14 protein-coding genes are annotated in these 23049 nt (G+C 34.3%); 11 read left to right on the top strand and 3 right to left on the bottom strand.

The window, feature by feature from the left end:
* Positions 1–17: 17 nt before the first annotated feature.
* Both OM075_RS10415 and OM075_RS10410 read right to left on the bottom strand, forming a co-directional pair.
* On the bottom strand, positions 18–2084 hold the full coding sequence (locus OM075_RS10415; RefSeq protein ID WP_301190446.1) for a RagB/SusD family nutrient uptake outer membrane protein: 2067 nt from the start codon (positions 2082–2084) through the stop codon (positions 18–20).
* Between the two features lie 35 nt (positions 2085–2119).
* Positions 2120–5257, bottom strand: a complete 3138-nt coding sequence (locus tag OM075_RS10410; RefSeq protein WP_301190445.1) for a SusC/RagA family TonB-linked outer membrane protein — start codon at positions 5255–5257, stop codon at positions 2120–2122.
* Between the two features lie 267 nt (positions 5258–5524).
* Here OM075_RS10410 and OM075_RS10405 point away from each other — a divergent pair, with 267 nt between their 5' ends.
* From OM075_RS10405 to OM075_RS10365, 9 genes are all read left to right on the top strand, one after another.
* Complete coding sequence (locus OM075_RS10405) at positions 5525–6658, top strand: glycoside hydrolase family 88/105 protein (protein ID WP_301190444.1); 1134 nt, start codon at positions 5525–5527, stop codon at positions 6656–6658.
* A gap of 238 nt (positions 6659–6896) precedes the next feature.
* On the top strand, positions 6897–8096 hold the full coding sequence (locus OM075_RS10400; protein WP_301190443.1) for a rhamnogalacturonan acetylesterase: 1200 nt from the start codon (positions 6897–6899) through the stop codon (positions 8094–8096).
* Positions 8086–8841: a DUF4450 domain-containing protein gene (locus OM075_RS10395; protein ID WP_301190442.1), complete on the top strand. Its 756-nt coding sequence runs from the start codon at positions 8086–8088 to the stop codon at positions 8839–8841. Before OM075_RS10400 ends, OM075_RS10395 begins: the two co-directional genes overlap by 11 nt.
* Positions 8842–8867: 26 nt before the next feature.
* Positions 8868–10301, top strand: a complete 1434-nt coding sequence (locus OM075_RS10390; RefSeq protein WP_301190441.1) for a rhamnogalacturonidase — start codon at positions 8868–8870, stop codon at positions 10299–10301.
* Between the two features lie 136 nt (positions 10302–10437).
* The gene (locus tag OM075_RS10385) at positions 10438–12690 is read left to right on the top strand and encodes a rhamnogalacturonan lyase (RefSeq protein ID WP_301190440.1); all 2253 of its coding nucleotides are present in this window, start codon (positions 10438–10440) and stop codon (positions 12688–12690) included.
* 810 nt (positions 12691–13500) lie between these two features.
* Positions 13501–14517, top strand: a complete 1017-nt coding sequence (locus tag OM075_RS10380) for an agmatine deiminase family protein (protein ID WP_301190439.1) — start codon at positions 13501–13503, stop codon at positions 14515–14517.
* 619 nt (positions 14518–15136) lie between these two features.
* Positions 15137–15604 (top strand): pyridoxamine 5'-phosphate oxidase family protein, encoded by a 468-nt coding sequence (locus OM075_RS10375; protein ID WP_301190438.1) that lies wholly within the window; start codon positions 15137–15139, stop codon positions 15602–15604.
* 356 nt (positions 15605–15960) lie between these two features.
* A complete protein-coding gene (locus tag OM075_RS10370; protein WP_301190437.1) occupies positions 15961–16845 on the top strand; it encodes a carbon-nitrogen hydrolase in 885 nt (294 codons plus the stop codon).
* A gap of 196 nt (positions 16846–17041) precedes the next feature.
* Positions 17042–18082, top strand: a complete 1041-nt coding sequence (locus OM075_RS10365) for an NAD-dependent epimerase/dehydratase family protein (RefSeq protein ID WP_301190436.1) — start codon at positions 17042–17044, stop codon at positions 18080–18082.
* Positions 18083–18130: 48 nt separating this feature from the next.
* On the opposite strand, the gene OM075_RS10360 is transcribed toward OM075_RS10365, so the two are convergent.
* Positions 18131–20593, bottom strand: coding sequence for a sensor histidine kinase (locus tag OM075_RS10360; protein WP_301190435.1), 2463 nt, complete (start codon positions 20591–20593; stop codon positions 18131–18133).
* Between the two features lie 290 nt (positions 20594–20883).
* Here OM075_RS10360 and OM075_RS10355 point away from each other — a divergent pair, with 290 nt between their 5' ends.
* On the top strand, positions 20884–22092 hold the full coding sequence (locus OM075_RS10355; protein ID WP_301190434.1) for a dicarboxylate/amino acid:cation symporter: 1209 nt from the start codon (positions 20884–20886) through the stop codon (positions 22090–22092).
* A gap of 381 nt (positions 22093–22473) precedes the next feature.
* Positions 22474–23016, top strand: coding sequence for a YqiA/YcfP family alpha/beta fold hydrolase (locus tag OM075_RS10350; RefSeq protein ID WP_301190433.1), 543 nt, complete (start codon positions 22474–22476; stop codon positions 23014–23016).
* Positions 23017–23049 lie beyond the last annotated feature (33 nt).

Raw genomic sequence — 23049 nt, 5'->3', positions numbered from 1 at the left:
TACGTTTTAATACTTTATTAGTATCCTGGATTTTGCATTTCCTTTTTCTCGTCAGCTGTTAAAGCTTGTCCGCTTTCGTTAGTAATTGCATCAAGGAATGACTGAGGAATTGGTCTGTAGTAATGCTTGTTGGCATCAAACGTACTGTTACCTCTTACCCAACCATCATTAAATGCTTTAAAGCGTGCCTCCAGCGTTTTTGTACGGGCAAGATCTTCCCATCTGTACAATTCTCCACAAAGTTCTCTGGTTCTTTCGTTTAATAAGAAACACATCATCTTTTCCTGATTGCTGCTACATCCTAATTCGTCATAAATAGGAGCATCAACAGGTGAGTTATAAATATCATCTACAGAGTTAATATGCATTTCAGATAATGTTGTAGCTGTTGTTTCGGCCATATCATTATTTGATTCATAATAAGTATTCTTGTCCCAGAAAATAGCTCCTTCTGCAGAAAAACCACCACCTTTGCCCTCGCAATATGGATTATTTTTATAAGCCTGACCACCATCAGCATGAACAGAGCGATCTTCACCATCAGCATAAGCAGCTCTGTCTCTTAATCTGTTTATCCATGAAATTGCATTGTCATACTGAGATTCACCTTTGCGAATGTATGCTTCAGCAACCATCAAAACATCTTCAGCTGAACGGGCAATTATGGCGTCTCTGGTACCAAAAGGAGAAGAAATTGAGATTCTGTATCCATCGCGGAATTTAGAAAGTGCAACAGATCTTTTTTGCGTTCCATAATAGCCATTATTTCCATGAGGGCCAACCCAGGCTTGATCTTCACCGTTAAAATAACGAACAAAAGTATGGGTGTTTTGCATTACTCCGTTTTTCAATGCTCCGGTAACATCATTATCAACAGCAACATATCTGTCATCACCTGCATCATTAACAATGTATTTAATGGCAAGTTCTCCGCCATTGAATCTTTTATCTCCGGCAACAGTTCCATCTGGTCCAAGAGGTGCATTTTCTTCAGTCCATGTAGGTGCTCCGTCTGTTGTATTACATCCATAACAAGTAATGAATGATTTCCAGAATCTTGAGTCATTAACTCTGTCAAAAACATCTAAAGTATAGTTTGTGGCTCTGGCAAATGAAAATTCACGATCTCCGGAAATATCTCGTTTAGTACCTGATATATCCTGATATACAGAAGGGTAGTATAAGTGAATTTGATTACCAAAACGTCCCCATGTTGATTGATCGTCAGCAAATTGAGCGGCTAAAACAACTTCAGAAACATTTTCGTTTGCACCATTAGCTTGTTGATAATCCCATAAATTAACATAGTTACTGGTTAATGGGTGAGCATTTGCAACTTCCTGACCGTATTTAATAACCTGATCAAGATCGTTATCAATATAATTGCTATTCCATGATTCATATAATTCACTAGAACGAGTCAGGTATGCTTTCGCTAAAAAGTGAGCTGCTGCATATTTGTTAATACGTCCGGTTTGTTCTCCATTTTCAGGTAATAGACTATATGCCTGCTCAAGATCACTAATAATTTGAGCAAAGCAATCCTCTTCAGAAGCTCTTGTAAAATTAGTTTCAACCCCGGTTGAAGGCTTTATTTTTAAAGGTACTCCACCATATTGAACAACTAGAGTTAAATAAAAGTATCCCCTGAAAAAGTATCCTTCTCCTAAACGAGTGTTATAATTATCATTTGATTCACCATAATATTGAGGAACATTTGCAATAATGGTGTTTGCAGACTCAATTCCGGCATACATATTTTGCCACATTGGTCTGTTTGCTCCACCTTCATCTGAATTTAAGTCAGAACTATAACAGTTGAAACTTGGAATCGAGTTGTTTGCATCCGTAAATTCATCAACTCCTAAGTTGAACATTTCAATACCCCAAACATAGTTAAACTTGAATTTAAGTTTTTGATATGTTCCTGTAACCAATTGATCTAAACCTTCTTGAGTTGTGAAGGTTTGAGTACTATAAGTGGTAGTAAGTTCTTCATCCAAAAAATCTTCTTTACAAGATTGTAATGAAAAGCAAAATACAACTAATAATACCAAAATGTATGATATATTATATTTCTTCATTTTTTCTATTGTTTTGATATTTATGACTAACATGCTTAAAATGATACATTAAGACCAAATACTAGTCCTTTTTGTGTTGTGGTTGAACCTGTAGATACAGTGTTGTTATTGTAACTAGCTAAATCAGTATCCAGATAATCACATTTTGAATAAATCATAAATGGATTCATTACCTGAGCATATACTTTAAGCTTTGTAATGCCTAATTTAGTTAGTTGTTTTGCTGTAAAATTATATCCTAAATTGATATTACGCATTTTAATAAAAGAACCATCTTCGTAGTTCATTGTACCACTATAAGTATCAGCCGCTTCACCATTTGATCCTGGAGAGTAATACTTAGCATCCTCGTTTACACCAGCAACCCAGTAGTCGACTTTACGTTGTTGAAATCTACCATCAAGGGTTGCAGCTCCAGCTCTAAAAGTATTTCCCCAACGAGAAAAGATAAAGAATGATAATTCTAAGTTTTTGTAATTGAATGTGTTGGTTATACCGCCAGACCAGTCAGGACGTCTGTAACCTACAATCTTTCTGTCATCATTAGGGTCGATTACTCCATCATTATTTAGATCTTTAAGTTTAATCTGACCTGGTTTTCTACCATAAGATTCTGCTTCAGCAGCTTCTGAAGTTTTCCAGATACCATCGTATACATAATCATAATAAACACCAATATCTTCACCTACAAACCATGCATTGTTAAGATCTTCAGTACTTCCGTTATTCAGTTTAGAGATTTCACTGCGATCAGCTGACCATGTAATATTAGTTGACCATTTAAAATCGCCTGAATTAATATTGATTGTATTCAATTGTAAATCAATACCACTTCCTTTTGTTTCTCCAACATTTGCCCATGTAGATGTGTAACCAGTTAAACTAGGTATACTCATTACCATCAATAAATCTGTGGTTTTAGTTTGGTAATAATCAATACTACCTGTAATTCTATTATTTGCAATTACATAGTCAATACCAATATTGTATTGTGCAGTTTTTTCCCAGCCTAACTCACTATTAGCCATTCTTGGAGGGTTTCTTTGAGAAGGATCTGATGCCACATAACCTAGTGAAGAAGATGTTGTTCCCCAGTTGTAATATAAGGACATTACACCCCCTTTAGTATCATATGCTCCAATAGCAGCATTACCAGTAATACCATATCCTAAGCGAAGTTTTAATCCATCAACCCATGAAATGTTTTTCATGAAATTTTCCTGATCAATTCTCCATCCAAATGCTAAAGAAGGGAAGCTTGCCCATTTATTACCTTCAGCTAACTGAGATGCACCATCCCAACGAACAGAAGCTGTCAACAAATATTTTTCAGAGAAGTTATAGTTACCTCTGATCATATACGATTCCATTTGTTTTTCAGACAATCCGGTTCCTAAGCTATAGCTGTCGCCTCCTGAAGATAGATTATACCAAAGTTCATCAGTAGTAGCCACATCAGTTGCTTTCATATCTCCATTTTCATAATGGTATTTTGAAGAAGATTGCATTAATGTTAACCCAACTTTGTGTTTATCTGATATGGTACGGTTATAATAAATCAAGTTATCTAAAGTCCAGGCTTGAGTTTGATTTGTATTATAACTAGCTGCATTGTTTCCATCACCATTAATACCCTCAGCAGCATTAAAAACTCCTAAACGGTAATATTTAAATTCTGGTCCGAATTGAATTCTGTATTGTAGTCCTTCTAAAGGTTGCCACATTTTACCAAAATCAATTTGAGAGTAGAAACTACCTGTAGCTCTAAAAGTTCTTCGGTTATTGATATTATGTTTTAATTCATCAATAGGGTTGATGATATTTACATCTCCAGCAGCAGGGTTTCTGTTATAATTACCATTTTCATCGTAAGGTACAGTCCATGCTAACATTGATCGTAAAGCAGAATAATAGTCACCAGGTCCGGTAACTGATCTTGTATAACTATATCCGTAATCCTGAATTCCCCAACTAACGTTCATTGTAGTTCCCATTTTAAACCATTCAGTTGGATTTGCCTCAAAATTTGTTTTAGCAGTATATCTTTCAAAAAGTTGGTCAGGTTGTGTTCCTTCCTGGCTTAGGTATCCGAATGATCCATAACCTTGGAATTGATCAGTACCACCCGAAGCACTAATGGTGTGTTCAGTAGAAACAGCAGTTCTTTTACCGTGTTTTCCCCAATTGTAGCTACCTACTTTAGAAGGATCATAAGTGCCATTACTCCATGCTTGTTCAATATTAGCCCAGGATGCAGCGTTAGAACCCCATGTTGCAAAATCAGCTTCATATGAAGGAGTTGCAGTAGCATAGGTTCCCATGTTATATTTTGCAATTCGAGCATATTCAAGCCATTCAGCAGCATCCATATACTCCATTACATCATACATTTTTTCAAAGGTTGTTGAACCTGAGTAATTGAATGAAACTTTACCGCTTTTACCTTTTTTAGTAGTAACAAGGATAACACCATTGGCACCTCTTGATCCATAAATGGCGGTTGCAGAAGCATCTTTTAAGATATCGATGCTTTCAATATCACTAGGGTTGATATTATCGATTCCACCACTTTGAACGATCATTCCATCCACAACATATAATGGATTTTGATCTGCATTAAGAGAACGGATACCCCTGATCTTTATACTTCCATTTTCTCCGGGACGTTGATTTGATGTAATGTCAACTCCAGATGTTTTTCCTTGCATTGCCTGAAGAGCATCTTTTACGGGCATTGCTTTAATTTCATCTGCACTAACACTTGTAACAGCACCTGTTACATCGCTTTTCTTTTGTACACCGTATCCCACAGCAACAACCTCCTCAATGCCAATAGAACCAGCAACTAATGTAACATTAATGCTTGTTTTACCAGCAATAGGAATGTTTTGTGTTTCTAAACCAATAAAAGAGAATAATAAAGTACTGTTAGAAGGTACATTTGCTAATGTATAATTTCCATCAACATCAGTTATGGTACCAACCGTTGTACCTTCCACAACAACTGTAGCACCAATTACAGCTTCTCCTGCTTCATCTTTTACATGACCAGATACTGTAATCTCATTACTTTGAGCATAAATTAAGCCTTGGCCGGCTAAAAAGGAGCAACTTGTAATCAATGCTATTAAAAGCATTTTAAGTTGTTCCTTTTTTAACTTCATTAGATTCATACTAATAGATTTAATTAATTATATATTAAATGGTAAATTTCAGTAAGCTCTTTATTTTTGTGATTTTGACTCTTTTCTGAAACCGGACCAAAAGTAGAGTGTAAACAAATGTTAAAGAATAGAAAATAATACTAAGCCCTGTAAAAATGTGTTAACCCTTGGTGGAGAACGATTTTTAAGGTTTGTGTATGATTTTACATGTACGAATTGATTGTTGCAGATATATTTGTGATCTGGTTATTTTAAAGAATATTAAAAATGAGAACGGTGAAAAGAAGACTGATACTTCCTTATTTATTTATGCTATGTTTTTCGTTAAACATATTTGCAGTGCAAGGGCAGAAAAAGATGGACAGAAAAGAAACTTTGGATGCAGTGCTTAAAGTGAATAAATATTTCATGGAAAAATATGCTGATTATACAGCAACATCTAATGTAGGTAGGGTTAGACCAAGTAATATATGGACACGAGGTGTGTATTATGAGGGACTAATGGAGTTATATTCAATATACCCAAAAGAAACGTTTTTTGATTATGCATATGGTTGGTCTGAATTTCATAAATGGAACTACAGAAACGGAGCTGTTACCCGAAATGCAGATGATTATTGTGCCGGACAGACATATATCGATTTATTTAGATTAACTGAGGATCCTAAACAATTGGTATCAGTTAAAGCTAACTTAAATATGTTAGTGAATACACCTCAAAATGATGATTGGGACTGGATTGATGCCATTCAGATGGGAATGCCGGTTTTTGCAAAATTGGGTGTAACCATGAATGAGCCTAAGTATTTTGATAAAATGTGGGACATGTATGAGTGTACACGTAATGAAATAGGCGGTGGCTTATTTAATCTGGAAGATGGTTTATGGTGGAGAGATGCTGATTTTGTTCCTCCATATACAGAGCCAAATGGTGAAGATTGTTATTGGTCAAGAGGTAATGGTTGGGTTTATGCTGCATTAGTCAGAGTGCTAAACGAAATACCAAAGGATGAAAAGCATTACCAGCAATATTTAAGTGATTTTAAAATAATGACTGAAGCTTTGGTTAAATGCCAAAGAAAAGATGGTTTCTGGAACGCAAGTTTACATGATCCTAAAAATTATGGAGGAAAAGAAACAACAGGAACTTCACTGTTTATTTATGGAATGGCGTGGGGTGTTAATAATGGAATTTTAGACAAAGATGTATATACTCCGATTATTAATAAAGCCTGGAGTGCTATTGTAGAAGATGCAATTCATGACAATGGATTTTTAGGTTTTGTTCAGGGTACAGGAAAAGAACCTAAAGATGGTCAGCCTGTAACTTACGATAGCATGCCTGATTTTGAAGATTATGGAATAGGTTGTTTTTTATTAGCTGGTGTTGAAGTTTATAAAATGAAATAATTAGAAGAGCCCCTCTTAATTTCGACTAATGGGGCTTTTTTCTATATATATTTAATGTGATTTAAGTTTAGATAACTTAGGAATTAGACTGAAAGCCTAATACATCACCGCAAGGGTGAAGCCCCTTGTAATTAGACACAAAAAAAATCTTAGGCTGTAAGCCTGAAACAAATTATATATACCTGTCAGGTTTGTTTACATAATGATAATTAACCTGTCAGATGTTTAAAAATTTGAAATGAGAAAGTTTAAAGCAACAATTAGTTTAGGATTAATATTATGCAGTGTTTTACTTTTTTCATGTAAAGAAGAAAGTAATCCATACAAAATAAATAAACCTCTAGAGAAAGCAAATAATGGTTTTATTTCCTTTGATAGTATACCAGATGGCAACTATCGTGTTCATGTTAGAGTAGGATCTGAAAATGCAGAAGGACATACAGTAATCAGAGGCGAATCGCGCAGATTGTTTTATAATGGAATTAAAACGGCAAAAGGCGAATTTAAGGATGTTTATTTCAACATCAATAAAAGAGATACAATTATTGGTGAAGGCAAAGTAGTTCGTATTAAAAGCAGAGAGCGAAATAAGTTCAATTGGGATAGTAAATTGACTTTTGAATTTAACGGGGAGTCTCCTCAAGTAGATTTTATAGAGATTAAACCGGTAGATGATGTCATAACTGTTTTTTTATGTGCAAACTCAACTGTAGTTGATCAGGATTATGAACCATGGATTGGCTGGGGACAAATGTTACCTCGCTTTTTTAATGATAAGGTATCTGTAGCCAACTATGCTGAGTCCGGAGAAACTGCAACCGGATTTCTTGCTCGCGGAAGGTTGGCAAAGTTGTTAACTCAGGCTAAAGCCGGAGATTATATTTTTGCCGAATTCGGACATAACGATCAAAAAGAAAAAGGAGAGGGCAGAGGTGCTTATCTTAATTTTACAGACAGATTAAAAGAGTTTATTGAAAAAGCCAGAGCAATTGGTGCTCACCCTGTTTTTATCACTCCAACCCAACGAAGAAGTTTTAATGACGAAGGTAAAATTGTAGAAACCCATGGAGATTATCCTGATGCAATGCGTAAACTTGCTGCTGAGGAAAATGTGCCATTGATTGATCTTCATAATTATACCCGTACTTTGTATGAAGCTTTAGGCGTTGAAAAATCAATAAAAATATTTGTTCATTATCCTGCCAATACATTCCCAAATCAGGAAAAAGCATTGGCCGATAATACACATTTCAGACCTTATGGTGGATACCAGATTGTACAATGTGTTGTGAATGGAATGAAGGAGATAAATCTTCCATTAGCAAAATATTTGAGGGACGATGTACCAGCTTACGATCCGGCTCATCCAGATAAATATGAAGATTTTAAATGGTATCCAACACCATTTACAGAAATAGAAAAACCAGATGGAAATTAAATTAAGAGTAATAAAGTTTTCTATGTTTATAGCATTTTGCCTTTTTATAGGGCAAAATGCTTTTGCGCAAAATCCGGATTGGTCCATGTTGGCTCCTGAACTTGGAGGAACATTACGATTAGGAGTAGCAAACGGCAATTCCAGTAAATGGTTTGCTGATTTTAAAACAATTAAAGAAAAAGCGCAGGAATATGAGGTTATTTTTACCCTGAAAGATGAAATTCTAGGAAAGGGCGAAATAAAGTGTCATATTAAGGCGCTAAAGGATAGTAAAGGTGCAGTAATTAAACTTACAAGTAAAAATACACCTGAAGATATCAAGCTGATCTGGACTTACGGAGGGGCTTCAAATGATACAAAAGCAGAAAAATGGAATTCTGTTTTAGAGCCTGAAGACTGTTACAAAAACGTATTTAGTATCGAAGGTAATTCATTTACATTATACTATGGAACAAGCCGCAAATTAAGAGTTTTAGAGGCATTGGTTCCTCCAGGAGAAGAACCAAAATTAGCTGATGCAAAGCAGCAGGAATCACCGCTTCAATTATTGAATTCCGGAAAAAAAACGGATGCTCAGGTTGTGGCTTCTGAAAGTCAATTAATTGATGACGTAGACCTTTACTTTTGCTTTTACTTTTTAAATCCTAAAGCTGATTACAACTATTTTATGTTGCCTAAGCTATTCGAAAACAGATCATACGTCGTTAATAAGCAAACGGAATGGATGAAATCTACTCCAGACTAATTTGATATTCAACAAAGAGACACATTATGCGATTGATATTTACATTTCTTATTATACTAGGTTCTTTTTCTATTAATGCAGCCATTCATAATGTAAAAGATTATGGGGCAAAAGGTGATGGAGAAACCATTGATTCACCTGCTATTAATAAAGCAATTGATGCTGCAGTAAAAGATGGAGGAGGAACCATTTATGTACCAGCCGGAACGTATGCATGTTACTCCATACGATTAAAAAGTAATATTACGCTTTGGATAGAGTCCGGTGCAGTTATTCAGGCTGCTTTTCCTACAGAAACAACCGGATATGATGAAGCTGAACCAAATCCTGATAATCCATTTCAGGATTTCGGACATAGCCATTGGCAAAACTCATTATTGTGGGCCATTGGTGAGCATGATATCACCATTTGTGGTGCCGGATTAATTTATGGAAAAGGATTGAGTCGTGAAGAGAGTCGTTTGCCTGGAGTAGGTAATAAAGTGATTTCACTTAAAGAGTGCTATAATGTTACTGTTAAAGATGTTTCAATGAAACATTGCGGACACTTTGCTATTTTGGCTACAGGTGTTGATAATCTTCATGTATTAAATGTAAAAGTAGATACCAATCGTGATGGCTTTGATATTGATTGCTGTAAGAATGTACGAATTACAGATTGTACAGTTAATTGTCCATGGGATGATGCAATTGTGTTAAAAGCAAGTTATGGATTGGGGTATTTTAAAGACACAGAGAACGTAACCATCAGTGGATGTTATGTTTCAGGTTTTGATAAAGGTTCTGTATTGGCAGGTAAATGGGAAACAGATGAAGCTGTTGCTCCTGATCATGGCTCAAATACCGGACGAATTAAACTGGGAACCGAATCGAGTGGTGGATTTAAAAATATAGCTATTACCAATTGTATTTTTGAAAGAAGTCGAGGTTTGGCTATTGAAGCTGTTGATGGCGGATGGTTAGAGGATGTTGTAGTATCAAATATCACCATGCGCAACATTGGTAATTCACCTTTCTTTATTCGTTTGGGTGGTCGTCAGCGTAGCCCTAAAGGAACTCCTGTTGGTAAATTAAGAAGACTCCAAATTAGTAATGTTAATGTATATGATGCAGATTCCCGGTTTTCATCTATAATAAGTGGAATCCCCGGACACCAGGTAGAAGAAGTATCTTTCTCAAATATCAACATTCATTATAAAGGAGGTTTTTCTGAAGAGGATGGTAAAATTAAACCAACAGAGAGTATTAAGAACTACCCTGAACCCTGGATGTTTGGTACCATACCAGCTTCCGGATTCTATGTTCGTCATGCCAAAGATATTTTCTTTGATAACATCCGCTTTTATTTTGAAAAAGATGATGGACGTCCATTATTTATTTTGGATGATGCTAAAAATGTAGATGCTACCAACATCCGAGTTGAAGGTAAGTTAATCAGTAACCCTATTCAAACTGAATAAATAATAAAACTAGATATATGAGATAAGGCTGTTTCTGATATTGATTTAATTCAATTTGAAATAGCCTTATTTGTTTATTAAGAGTATTTAGTACACCTTTCAAAAAAATTAATAGATAACATTCAATATAATAATAATGTCATTTTTAAATAACCTGATTAAGAATTATCAATTTTTATTATTACTAATAACATTTACAGCTTGTTGCAATAATGGTGCAGACATACAAAAAGAAATATATAAAGGATCTAAATATGCTACTTCAATACACAAAGAAGCGTTGAACCGTGGTTTTGTTGCCATCAATCAGGGTGATGGTCGCGTTTCTTTAAGTTGGCGATATTTACCTGAAGACTCAATAAATATAGCATTTGATTTATATCGGATTATAAGTAATAAAGAGATAAAGCTTAATCAAACTCCATTAATTAAGAGTACTTTATATATGGATTCGGTTTCTGATATTCAACAAATAAGTAAATATCTTTTAAAAGATGCTGCCAGTAACAGCTTACTTGCCAGTTACAACATCACAAAAGATAATTTTAGTAAACCATATATGTCTATTCCCATACAACCTATCGCGGGAGACAGCCTGTGGCGCTATAGTCCCAATGATGCTTCAATTGGAGATTTGGATGGTGATGGAGCCTACGAAATCATCTTAAAAAGAGAAAATAGTGGTAAGGATAATTCGCATAGGGGAGTTTGTAATGGAGGACCAATAATTGAAGCCTATAAATTAGATGGTACTTTTTTATGGCGTATTGATTTGGGAATAAATATCAGGCAGGGAGCACACTATACTCAAATGGTTGTTTATGATTTTGATGAAGATGGTAAAGCTGAACTTGTGGTGAAAACGGCAGAAGGAACTCAATTTGCAGATGGAAAAGTAATTGGTGATGTTAACAAGGATGGAGTTACTGATTATGTGGATCGTGATCCTGATTCTCCTACATGGGGGAAAATAATGAGTGGTCCTGAGTTTTTTTCAGTGATAGATGGAGAAACAGGAACAGAGTTAGCTAGAGCAGATTATATTCCAAGAGGAACTCCTAATGAATATGGAGATAACAGAGGAAATCGTGTTGACAGGTTTTTAGCCGGAGCCGGATATTTTGATGGGCAGCATCCAAGTATTTTACTTTGTCGCGGTTACTATGCCAAAACAGTTATGCAGGCTTGGGATTACAGAGATGGTAAATTAACGCAACGTTGGCAATTTAGTACATCAGATAATAATGGTGAATATAAGGCCTACGAAGCACAGGGTAATCATAATTTAGCTATTGGAGATGTGGATGGTGATGGAAAAGATGAAATAACCTACGGAGCTTGTATGATTGATGATGACGGTTCCGGAGCATATAATACTAAATTGGGGCATGGTGATGCGATTCATCTAACAGATATTGATATTGAACGTCCTGGATTTGAAGTGTGGGATTGCCATGAGCATGTGCCAACCCTTGCAGGTTCAGAGTTAAGGGATGCTTGCACCGGCGATTTGATTTGGGGTATTCCTTCATACGAAGATGTAGGTAGAGCTATGGCGGCTGATGTCGATCCAAGATTTAAAGGTCTTGAAGTTTGGACTACACACTCCGGTGGTGTTTATACGGCAAAAGGGGAGTTGATTAGTCAAAATACACCATCAATAAACTTTGGCATTTGGTGGGATGGAGATCTTAATCGTGAGTTATTGGATGGTTCAGGAGTATTTCGTCGTGAGTTTGTTGGTATAACCAAATGGACTGGTGATGGAGTTGAAATATTGCCTCTTCCGGATAGTAAAGATCTGGCCGCCAATAACTGGACCAAAGGGAATCCATGTTTAAGCGCCGATATTATAGGCGATTGGCGTGAAGAAGTAATTGCCCGAACCAAAGATAATAAGGAGTTAAGAATTTACATGACCCCATACCAAACGCCTTATCGTTTCCATTCTTTAATGACAGATATTATGTATCGCTGGTCTGTACTAACCCAAAATATTTCATATAATCAGCCTCCTCAGTTAGGGTATTATTTAGGTTCTGATTTAGGTAAGTTCTGGAATAATACATATCAATTACAAAGTGGAGCTCATTCTAAATCAGGAACATCAGAAGGAGGCCATATTAATGATATGAATACCAGATATCATGGTGCAAAAAGAATTATTAAGGAAGAAATTAAGGTAAAAGGTGATGAATATACTTTGGATGCCGGGTATGATTATGATCATTATTGCTGGATGATTAATGGTATTAAGGTTGATGCAGAAAGGTCACTAAAATTAAAGGTATCAGATTATAAATTAAATGAACTAATAAGTATTGAACTTAAGGTACAATATAAAGGGGCTGTTTTTTCAGATAGTGCAAAAGTTGAATTTATAAAATAGCTTTTAGTTAAGTTTATAATTCAGGATGGCGCTTTATTTTATTTCTGTATACCAGATTCAGTCATGAAAATGTAAAATATTTTTTGGCAGGATTAACATGGTGAACAACTTTATTGGTTTCATTCTGAAACTAGATTTATTTTCTTAATCCTGTCTTTATAGGAACTATCATGTATCAATAATGCATTACAATGATTTGGTTTCATATGCCACATCTTTCAATCATTTTAATGTTCAATTTATAAAAAAGTATAGCATCAAAAAGTAACGGTAATTTTACAGTTACTTTTTGCTATATTTATGTGATAGAAAATGAGTGTGTTATGTGTTATTGTGTTCTGTTAGTGTAAGCCTGATTGTTTAAAAATGGCTATTTTAAGGCTGATTGTGCATATTTTGGCAAAAACGGCATAAAATTGTGCACAAAAGTGTTAAAAAAGGCATTTTACGGTGCATGAACGGACTGTAAACGGACTTGCAATATACCTGCTGCGGACAGGCTGCGGATCGTGAACGGGTTTCTGCGGGTGGTCTGCGGATAGGCTGCGGGTGAGCATCGGTCTATAGCATCCGCAGAAATGCCGCAGACCATCCGATAACCATCCGCACCAGTATGCTCTTTGTTACATCGGCAGTCCGTTTCTATCATATAGAATGTTCCTCATTAGTTTTTTTATTCATTATATATCTAATTGTATGACTGTAAAAAAGTTATATTATTTGTAGCACTTTTTTGCTTAAATATGTTTTTATATCATTCATAATTCTATATTTGCTTCCATGATTTATTTAGATTTTTAATAAAATAACATGGTAAGATTTCCAGCAGAGTGGGAGGAGCAAAGCTTTGTTCAGTACACTTTCCCACATAAAAACAGTGATTGGGCATACATGTATGCTGAGGTTGAAAACTGTTTTGTTAATATCATTAATACTACTGCAGCGTTTGTTCCCGTATTAGTGATTTGTCATTCTGTGGATGAGGTTAAAGCTTTATTTAATAATGAAACAGCTTTCCCTATTCATTTTGTGCAAGCTGAATCAAATGATACATGGGCCAGAGACCATGGAGCCATTACTATTTATGAAGATGAAAAGCCTGTTTTATTAGACTTTATTTTTAATGGTTGGGGACAAAAATTTGAGGCTGGTTTAGATAATCAATTAAATTCAAGATTGGCTCAAACAGTTCTTTCAGGAACCAAAATTAAAAACCTTGATTTTGTGTTAGAAGGAGGAAGTGTTGAATCAGATGGCGAAGGAACCTTATTAACAACAACTGAGTGTTTGTTGTCGAAATACAGAAATCCGGATAAAAGTAAAAGAGCCATCAGTGCATTCTTGAAAAAGCAATTTGGAGTAAGTAAAATTTTATGGTTGGATCATGGCTATTTAGCTGGCGATGATACAGATTCTCATATTGATACTTTAGCTCGTATTTGTAATTCAAATACCATTGCTTATGTAAAATGCGACGATGAAACAGATGAGCATTATGCTGCTTTAGTTGATATGGAAGAGCAACTTCAAAAATTTACCAATGCTAAAGATGAAGCCTATAACCTGGTTGCTTTACCTTGGCCTGATGCATGTTTTGATGAAGATGGACAGCGACTTCCTGCTACTTATGCTAACTTTTTAATTGTAAACGGAGCTGTTTTGGTTCCAACTTATGGTGTAGCTCAGGATGAAGATGCCCTAGCTGTAATACAATCTATTTATCCGGAAAGAAAAGTTGTTGGCGTTAATTGTCGTCCGTTAATTGAACAGCACGGTTCGTTGCATTGTATTAGCATGCAATACCCTAAAGGTGTTGAGTTGCATTAATAATCAATATTAAATAGCACATTTGTCCTAAATATAAAATAGAATTCAATACTTTAGTAGGTTCTATATGGGCCTCAGCCAGTGAACCAAAAAACAAGGTTAGATTGACGGTTAAAAATCGTTTTTTGTTTGAACGTAGTGAGTTTAAACGATTTCAGTCAAATAACCGTAGTTTTTTGAGAGAGATGGGTGCAGCCTTGATTTTCTTTGCTTCCGTTTCTTGTATTAAGACAAGAAATGAAGTCAGGTCTGGGCGAAGCGCCAGAATACTAAGGTATTTAGGACAGCTCTGATTAAATAGTAAGATTTCTCTATTCTTAATAACTCAAGCAGTAATAAATATTTTTGCTTGAGTATATTTCCTCTTGTTACTTTTTTGCAAAAAATCTATATTTGATCGTCTTTTAATACATTGACAACCTCGCAAATACATATATCATCTTTGGGCTGGATAATGCAGCTATAAAGAGTTTCAGAATTATTATACCACCTTATTATAACAATCATTTAGAGCTTAATATTGATACTATCAAAATTTAATTGATAGCTATTGTGTTGATCTTTTTGCTCTATGTGCTTTTAGTTTAACGACAAATAATAATTTAAAATATATTGTATTATGGAAAATCGAATGAAAGAACATCAGCTTACTGCTGAAGAAATAGAGCAAATATTAAGCATATCTAAAGTTGGGCATTTAGCTACTCATAATACTGACGGATATCCATACGTTGTTCCTGTTCATTTTGCAAGCGAAAAGGATGTAATTTATATACACGGGTTAAACAGAGGTACCAAACTCGCCAACATTAAAAGCAATAATAAAATTTGTTTTGAAGTGGCCAACATGGAAGGTTTAATTTTAGATGATAAAGCTTGTGATGTAAATACTAAATATAAAAGCGTGGTAATATTTGGGACTGCATCATTGGTTGATTCAAAGGAAGAGAAAATTGAGGCTCTGAATAAAATAGTTGGTAAATATACACCTCAATTATCCGGTCAGGAATATCCTGAAAACATGCTGAAAGGAACCGGAGTGATAAAAATAAAAGTAGTTACAGTTACAGGTAAATACTACGTATAGTATACTTTGAAAAAGATTTTAATCATCCCAGAAATTGTAATTCATCTTTCTATTTTGAATACAGAATAAGACTATACGCGTATTTATTTTGGATAGGATTTCAGGATTTACAGGTTGGAATAATATTCTTGTTTCAAAAATGAAACAAGCTATCCTGTAAATCTTGTAAATCTTGTCTGATTACTAATAATATCGCTTAGTCAATAAAAGATTTCGTTTCTACTATTATAAAAATGCTATTTCTGAAAAATCCATTATTTTTAACTTTTGCGTAAAAGAAATAAGAATCAATCAAAAATATATGTTTCTTTGCGATGTTACATTATAACAAACAGCATAAAGTTAATTGTAAGATAATGAGTAAACTAAAAGTTGGAGTAGTGCAACAAACCTGCTCAAATGATAAGCAAAATAATATAGATAAAAGTATTGAAGGCATTAGAAAATGCGTTCAGGATGGTGCGGAATTAGTAGTGCTTCAGGAGTTACATACAGGCATTTATTTTTGTCAGGCAGAGGAAGTTGATATGTTTGAATGGGCAGAGCCATTGCCAGGTCCGTCATACAATCAGTTTGCTGCTATAGCTAAAGAATTGAATATTGTTTTGGTAACATCGTTATTTGAAAAAAGGGCTCCAGGTTTATATCATAATACATCAGTAGTTTTTGAAAAGGATGGATCAGAAGCAGGGCGCTATCGTAAAATGCATATTCCTGATGATCCTGCTTATTACGAAAAGTTTTATTTTACTCCCGGAGATATTGGTTTTCACCCCATTCAAACATCAGTAGGTAAGTTGGGTGTGCTGGTTTGTTGGGATCAATGGTATCCGGAAGCAGCCCGCTTAATGGCAATGGCTGGTGCTGAGATGTTGATTTATCCAACAGCTATTGGTTATGAGAGTACAGATACAGATGAAGAGAAAGCTCGTCAGCGTGATGCCTGGATGATTTCACAGAGAGCGCATGCCGTAGCAAACGGATTACCAGTTATAGCAGTAAACAGAGTTGGTATTGAACCTGATTGGACTGGTGTTACTAATGGTATTGAGTTTTGGGGAACTAGTTTTGTGGCAGGTCCTCAGGGTGAAATATTGTGGCAGGCCAATCAAAAAGACGAGTTACATCAGGTTATTGAAATTGATAAAAAAAGAACAGAAGATGTGCGCAGAATATGGCCTTTCTTTAGAGATAGAAGAATTGATGCTTATGGCGACATTACAAAAAGATATCGAGATTAATTAGACAGTTTTTGATATGATTACAATGGGGTGTTATTTTTTTAGTAACACCTTTTTTTGTTTACACCTATTTAAATAATAGGAAAAATGGGGTAAAAAGTAGAAATGTCATTAATACTCAAAAATTCATTAAACATTTTTAGGTACAAAATGCTTTTATATTGAAAGCAACTTAAACTTATATAAATACCTAATTATGTCAGCAATAGATAAAACAAAGCCTGTATTAGTAACCGGAGCTTCAGGATATATTGCCGGAGTTTTGGTTAAAAGATTACTTTCAGAAGGAATTACTGTTCATGCTACTGTTCGGAACATTAGCGATGTAAAAAAAACGTATTATTTAGAAGAACTTTCGCAGAAGTTACCAGGAGAATTAAAATTATTTGAGGCTGATTTACTAAACAGAGGTTCATATGATAAAGCCATGGTTGGTTGTGAATTGGTTTATCATACAGCATCTCCGTTTAAGCTTAATGTTCTTGATCCACAAAAAGATTTAGTTGAACCGGCATTAATCGGAACGGCTAATATTTTAGAATCCGTTAATAATTGTGCTTCCGTTAAAAAAGTAGTTTTAACCAGTAGCGTAGCTGCCATTTATGGCGACAATGCTGATATAATGGATTGTACAAAAGGAATGCTTACTGAAGATGATTGGAATTCAACATCTACATTAAAACATCAACCATATTCCTACTCAAAAACAGTAGCGGAAAGAGAGGCATGGGCTATATACAAAGCTCAAAACAGGTGGAAGTTGGTTGTCATTAACCCTTCGTTTGTAATAGGGCCGGGTTTATCTGTTATTACATCTTCTGAAAGTCATAATGTGTTTCGAAAAATATTTAATGGCGATTTTAAAATCGGTGTTCCTGATTTTAGAATTGGAATGGTGGATGTAAGGGATGTTGCAGAGGCTCATTATTTGGCTGGTTATAAACCAGATTCAGAAGGCAGATATATTGTTTCTGCAGAAAATTCAAGTATGTGGCATGTATCTTCAATTTTGAAAGAAAAATATAAAAATGGATTTCAATTTCCAAAACAGGTAATACCTAAAGCTATCACCTGGCTTGTAGCTCCATTAGTAGGTTATAAGCGTAAGATGATTTCACGAAATATTGGATATCCTTTTATTGCAGATACGTCAAAGAGCAAATATCATTTAGGATTAAAATACCGACCGCTAAAAGAAACTGTTCTTGAATTTTTTGAGCAGTTAAAAACAGCATGAATTAGAATAGTTATCTGTAAAAATGAGGACATATTTAATGTGATAGGATTAATTTAAAGGTAGTTGTATTTTAAATATGCTACCTTTTCCCGGTTCACTTTCAACATCAATACTACCATTATGTTTCTTAATGAATTCGTTTGCCAGTAGTAATCCTAATCCTGTTCCGGATTCATTATTTGTACCTTTTGTGGATATTTTTTCTTCTATTTTAAATAGTTTATCCATAATATCTTCCGACATACCAACGCCGTTATCTTTTACAATAAAAATAATATCTGAATCATTCTGAATCGCATTAACTTCTATTCTGCCATCTTCAGGTGTAAATTTTATGGCATTATTAATTAAGTTTCGTAAAACTGTATTGAGCATGTTTTCATCGGCAAAAACGTTTAGCTCCTTATCCACATCAAATATTATACTAATATTTTTGGCCGAAGCTACAACTTCTAATTGTATTATTGTTGTGTAAATTAACTTTTTAACATTAATACTTTTAGGTTTATATATTGTTTTTCCGGTTTGTGCTTGCGACCAGGTTAAAAGATTTTCCAATAATCCGTAGGTGTTTTTTGCTGATCTATCTATTACTTGAACATATTTCTTTATGTCTTCAGGAGTATATAAAGTAAAGTTGTTTAAAAGCGTACTGGTAAATCCCAGTATTGCGTTGAAAGGACTTTTTAAATCATGCGCCACAATTCTAAAAAACTTATCCTTGGTAGCATTTAGCTCCTGAAGTAGCAATGCATCTTCTTCAACTTTTAATTTTGCCTTTCTAAGATGTTTCTCCGTATTTCTTAATTCTGTCAGATCAATTCCAAAAGCCCAATTCTGTATTCCGGAGCTAATATATCCCCATTTAATGCGTTTTTTTGATCCGTTTTTACAGGTAACTTCAACTTCAATAGGATTAATTTTTGAGTTGTTTTCGTTGGCTCTTTTTACTCTTTCATTCCATTCAAAACTAATTTTTTCAGACTCGTTTTTATCTGGTATTGCAATGGACCACCATTCTGGAATTGTTTGAAAATCATCAATCGTATAGCCCAATAGTTGCATAAATACAGGGTTGATATAATCAATTTTCTGAGAGGTTCCAGTAGACATAATAATGGCAATAGGAGACATGTCTACAATGGTTTTTAGTTTGCTTTCGAGTAATTGGTGGTTTTGAATAGAATTGGATAATTCTACGTTTAATCGTTCAATTTTATCTTTATATAATTTTCGTTCAGTAATATCGTGTACTATTGAAATGAGTTTTACATTATCATCAAATTCAATGGGCGAAGAGTAAACTTCAACATCTCTTATTTCTCCATTAGCCAACTTATGTTTAAAATTAAAATAGGCTTTGTTTTTGATGATTACCGTATTGACTTCATTTTTAACCTTTTCACGCGGTAATACATTTAAATCATAAATCTTAAGATTGGCAAGTTGTTCTTTTGTATATCCATAAAAGTCAAGAGCTGCATTGTTCGCATCTTCTATCTGATAATTTTTCGGGTTAATAATCATCATTATAGACCTGTTATCTTCATAAATGGTTTTAAAGCGTTTTTCACTTTCTTCTTTCTGCTTATTTAATTCTAATAATTGATTTACTGTTTGGTTTAGCTTAGCTGTTTTTTGAGCAGCCAGTGTTTCAAAATATTCACTTTTTTGAAGATTTGTCAATTGCTTTTTACGGTGAAAGATGTGTAAAATTAAAGTTAAGCTAGTTAAAAGCAGTAGCGTAATTATAGTTTGATTTTTATAAAAGCTGTTTAAATCGTGGAATAATCGTTCCTGAGAAATACTAAATTCATAACTGGCATCCAAAAAATCAGATTTAATATTACAGATAGCACTATCTGCGGAATAATATATTTGATTTTCGTTAATCGTTTTATTTACAGGAAGTATATTAAACTTAATTTCTTTGTTTATAATTTTGTTTAATGCTGTATTCGTATTAAAACAAATAATATCCTGTCCAATGATATTATCGTTATCAAAAATCGGGGATGAAACGAATGTTACAAGTGTTGTATCATTATGAAAAGCCTGAGCAGATACTTTATTTTTGTTGGTCTTTGCGATAATTGTATCAACATTCTGATTACAATTACCTTGTTCAATAAGTATATCCGAATGAATATATCTTCGGGCCCAGATAATATTTTCTAAAGCTTTAATGCCCTCTTTATATTTTGGAAGTGTAAAAGTTTTTAATTCATCAAAGGTAATAGATCCTTCTTGGTATTCTATAATCTTATTTCTTATTGTAGATCTGCTGCTGATGCTTTTTACGCCTTGTATATTTTTGGAAAGTGTATTGTCTAAAAGCAAAGCCTTCATTTTCATATCACTTACAAACTGATGTTCTGTTTGTGATTTAATGACAGATTGATACTGCTTAAAAACGAAAGTGTAATAGAGAAAAAATATAAGTATGATGATTATAGAATATAAAGCATTTGAATAGTATTTTTTAATCCAGGCGGTTAATTTATTGTTCATAATCAAATTAGCTTAGAGTTAAATTTTGCTTACTAATATTTTGTAAAAGAATAGCTCTTTAGTTTAATGTTTGATAGCTAGAATTTAAGCATTTTTTTTCAAAGACCAATAACTTTATAATTAAGTATTTGAGTTGCTTATTTAGTGACAATTAAGTTTATTAAAACAGAATGATACTTAAGTGTTGTAATCCATTATTTTATATGTATCAGCTCAACTGATCTTCTTCATATTACTATTAGCATATTGTAGTTATATTTGCCTCCTAATAAAAATCAAAATAAGTATCGATGAAATTACTTAAAAACCTGGGTTTTCAGATTTTAGTAGCCATGATTATTGGCGCAGTGGTAGGTGTTGCAATGGGAGAACAAGCTTCAATGTTTGCTCCTTTGGGCGATATTTTTATTAAACTGATAAAAATGGTAGTGATTCCGTTAGTAGCAATATCTATAGTGTCAGGAGCTGCCTCGTTAGGCGCAACAAAATCTGCCGGAAAACTTGGAATAGGAACCTTTGTTTGGTATATGTTGACTACTGCATTTGCAGTTATTTTAGGTTTAATTTTAGGAGAAATATTTAAACCTGGTAGTGGTTTGGACATAGAATCTGTTCGTTATTTATTTAATGAAGAAACTTCAGAAAAAATTACTCAGCCAGGATTTTGGGATACAATAATGGGTTTTATACCTGAAAATCCACTTCAAGCACTAGTTTCAGGAGAGATTATACAAATTATATTTTTCTGTTTGTTATTAGGAATAGGTGCCAGCACTTTACCAAAAGTAAAAAGAGAAAAAATAGTAAAGGGCTGTGATATTGTTCTTGATGCGTTGATTTGGGTTATTAAAGTGGTAATGTATACCGCTCCAATTGGTGTATTTGGATTGATGGCCAATAGTATAGGTACATTCGGTTTTGATGTACTTTACCTTGTTTTAAAACTGTTTTTAGTTTATCTGGGAGCTATTTTACTTCATATGTATGTATTTTATCCGGCACTGATAAAAGGCTTTTCAAAAATGTCGGTTAAAGAGTTTATGACTAAAATAAGTAAAGCCCAAATAATGGCCTTATCAACATCATCGAGTATGGCCACATTGCCTGTAACCATGGAAGTGTGCGAAGATGAATTAGGTGTATCTAAAGAAGCGGGTTCATTTGTGCTACCTCTGGGAGCAACAATAAATATGGATGGAAACGCCATTTACTATGCTTTGGTTGCAGTGTTCTTTGCGCAACTTTTTCAAATTGATTTACACATGGGACAATACATTGCTATTATTCTTACAGCTACTATTGGTAGTATTGGTCAGGCAGGTGTTCCCGGACCATCCTTATTGGTTGTTGCTGTACTTATTTCTGCAGATATTCCTATTGTAGGTTTGCCATTATTGTATGCTCTGGACCGAATATTTGATATGCTACGTACAGCTCTAAATATTACAGGAGATGCCACTTGTGCTGTTGTGATGGATAAGTATGCAAAGGGGGAATAGGCAAAGTGCATAGTGCGTGGAGCGTAGTGCAGAGCGTAGAGGGCGCAGAACAAAGGGTAAAGGTAAAGATGTTATGGTAGTAGGGTTCTATGGTAATTGTAAAAAATATGTGTTACGGAAATCAACTCTCCTCCTTTAAAAGGAGGAGTACCTCGACTAGGGAGAGGGGAGGTGGTTTTTTATCATTCAGCTCCAGATAATCTATACTTGTTTTAATAATAGGTTATAAACCACCTCCCGGTTCGTACCTTACCGTACTCCTCCTTGAATAAGGAGGAGAGCTGATGTGCAGCTTTCTGGTTTTTGAAAATGAAAATGTAGCTATTTTTTCAAATATTTAAGGAGAGAAAGCACTATGAACAAAAGTTTAAATAAATTATTATGATCATATATATTCATGGTTTTAACTCATTAGGAGGAGGAGAGAAGTTTCAGAAATTAAAACATCTGTTTCCTGATATTGAAATGTATTCACCATCTTATGATAGTGCTGATTTTGATACTATCGAAAACCTTATGGATGCAATTACTCCTGATGATAATATGCTATTTATAGGTAATTCATTAGGTGGTTATGTTGCTGTTTACCTTGCCAACAAATACAACGCAAAGTGTATCTTGCTAAATCCTACCACAAATCCTATTAAAAGCTTAACGCCCTTTATTGGTCAGAATATCAATTTTGCATCAAATGAAGCATACGATTTTACCATTGAGAACCTCAATAAACTTAAAAAAAATGAGGTTTTGGATTTAAAAGAGTTACCTGTTTTTGTATATGTAACCTTAGATGACGACCTTATTGATCCATACGAAACAATAGCTTATTTTAAAGGTCTTAAAAAGGTTAATGTATTGGAAAAAGGCGGGCATCGATTTAGTAATATTGAGGATATAAAAATAGATATATCAAAAATATATTAAGGTTTGATAATTGCATTTTCCGGCCTCAAAACT

This window comes from Plebeiibacterium sediminum (assembly GCF_026013605.1).
GTDB lineage: Bacteria > Bacteroidota > Bacteroidia > Bacteroidales > Marinilabiliaceae > Saccharicrinis > Saccharicrinis sediminus.
The sequence above is the reverse complement of the archived record's forward strand: the minus strand, read 5'-3'. Positions and strand labels throughout refer to the sequence as shown.

Excerpts from the sequence above, each read along its gene's own strand:
- OM075_RS10415 (WP_301190446.1), bottom strand. The coding sequence starts at position 2,084 with ATGAAGAAATATAATATATCATACATTTTGGTATTATTAGTTGTATTT.
- OM075_RS10410 (WP_301190445.1), bottom strand. The coding sequence starts at position 5,257 with ATGAATCTAATGAAGTTAAAAAAGGAACAACTTAAAATGCTTTTAATA.
- OM075_RS10400 (WP_301190443.1), top strand. The coding sequence starts at position 6,897 with ATGAGAAAGTTTAAAGCAACAATTAGTTTAGGATTAATATTATGCAGT.
- OM075_RS10395 (WP_301190442.1), top strand. The coding sequence starts at position 8,086 with ATGGAAATTAAATTAAGAGTAATAAAGTTTTCTATGTTTATAGCATTT.
- OM075_RS10390 (WP_301190441.1), top strand. The coding sequence starts at position 8,868 with ATGCGATTGATATTTACATTTCTTATTATACTAGGTTCTTTTTCTATT.
- OM075_RS10385 (WP_301190440.1), top strand. The coding sequence starts at position 10,438 with ATGTCATTTTTAAATAACCTGATTAAGAATTATCAATTTTTATTATTA.
- OM075_RS10380 (WP_301190439.1), top strand. The coding sequence starts at position 13,501 with ATGGTAAGATTTCCAGCAGAGTGGGAGGAGCAAAGCTTTGTTCAGTAC.
- OM075_RS10375 (WP_301190438.1), top strand. The coding sequence starts at position 15,137 with ATGGAAAATCGAATGAAAGAACATCAGCTTACTGCTGAAGAAATAGAG.
- OM075_RS10370 (WP_301190437.1), top strand. The coding sequence starts at position 15,961 with ATGAGTAAACTAAAAGTTGGAGTAGTGCAACAAACCTGCTCAAATGAT.
- OM075_RS10365 (WP_301190436.1), top strand. The coding sequence starts at position 17,042 with ATGTCAGCAATAGATAAAACAAAGCCTGTATTAGTAACCGGAGCTTCA.
- OM075_RS10360 (WP_301190435.1), bottom strand. The coding sequence starts at position 20,593 with ATGAACAATAAATTAACCGCCTGGATTAAAAAATACTATTCAAATGCT.
- OM075_RS10355 (WP_301190434.1), top strand. The coding sequence starts at position 20,884 with ATGAAATTACTTAAAAACCTGGGTTTTCAGATTTTAGTAGCCATGATT.
- OM075_RS10350 (WP_301190433.1), top strand. The coding sequence starts at position 22,474 with ATGATCATATATATTCATGGTTTTAACTCATTAGGAGGAGGAGAGAAG.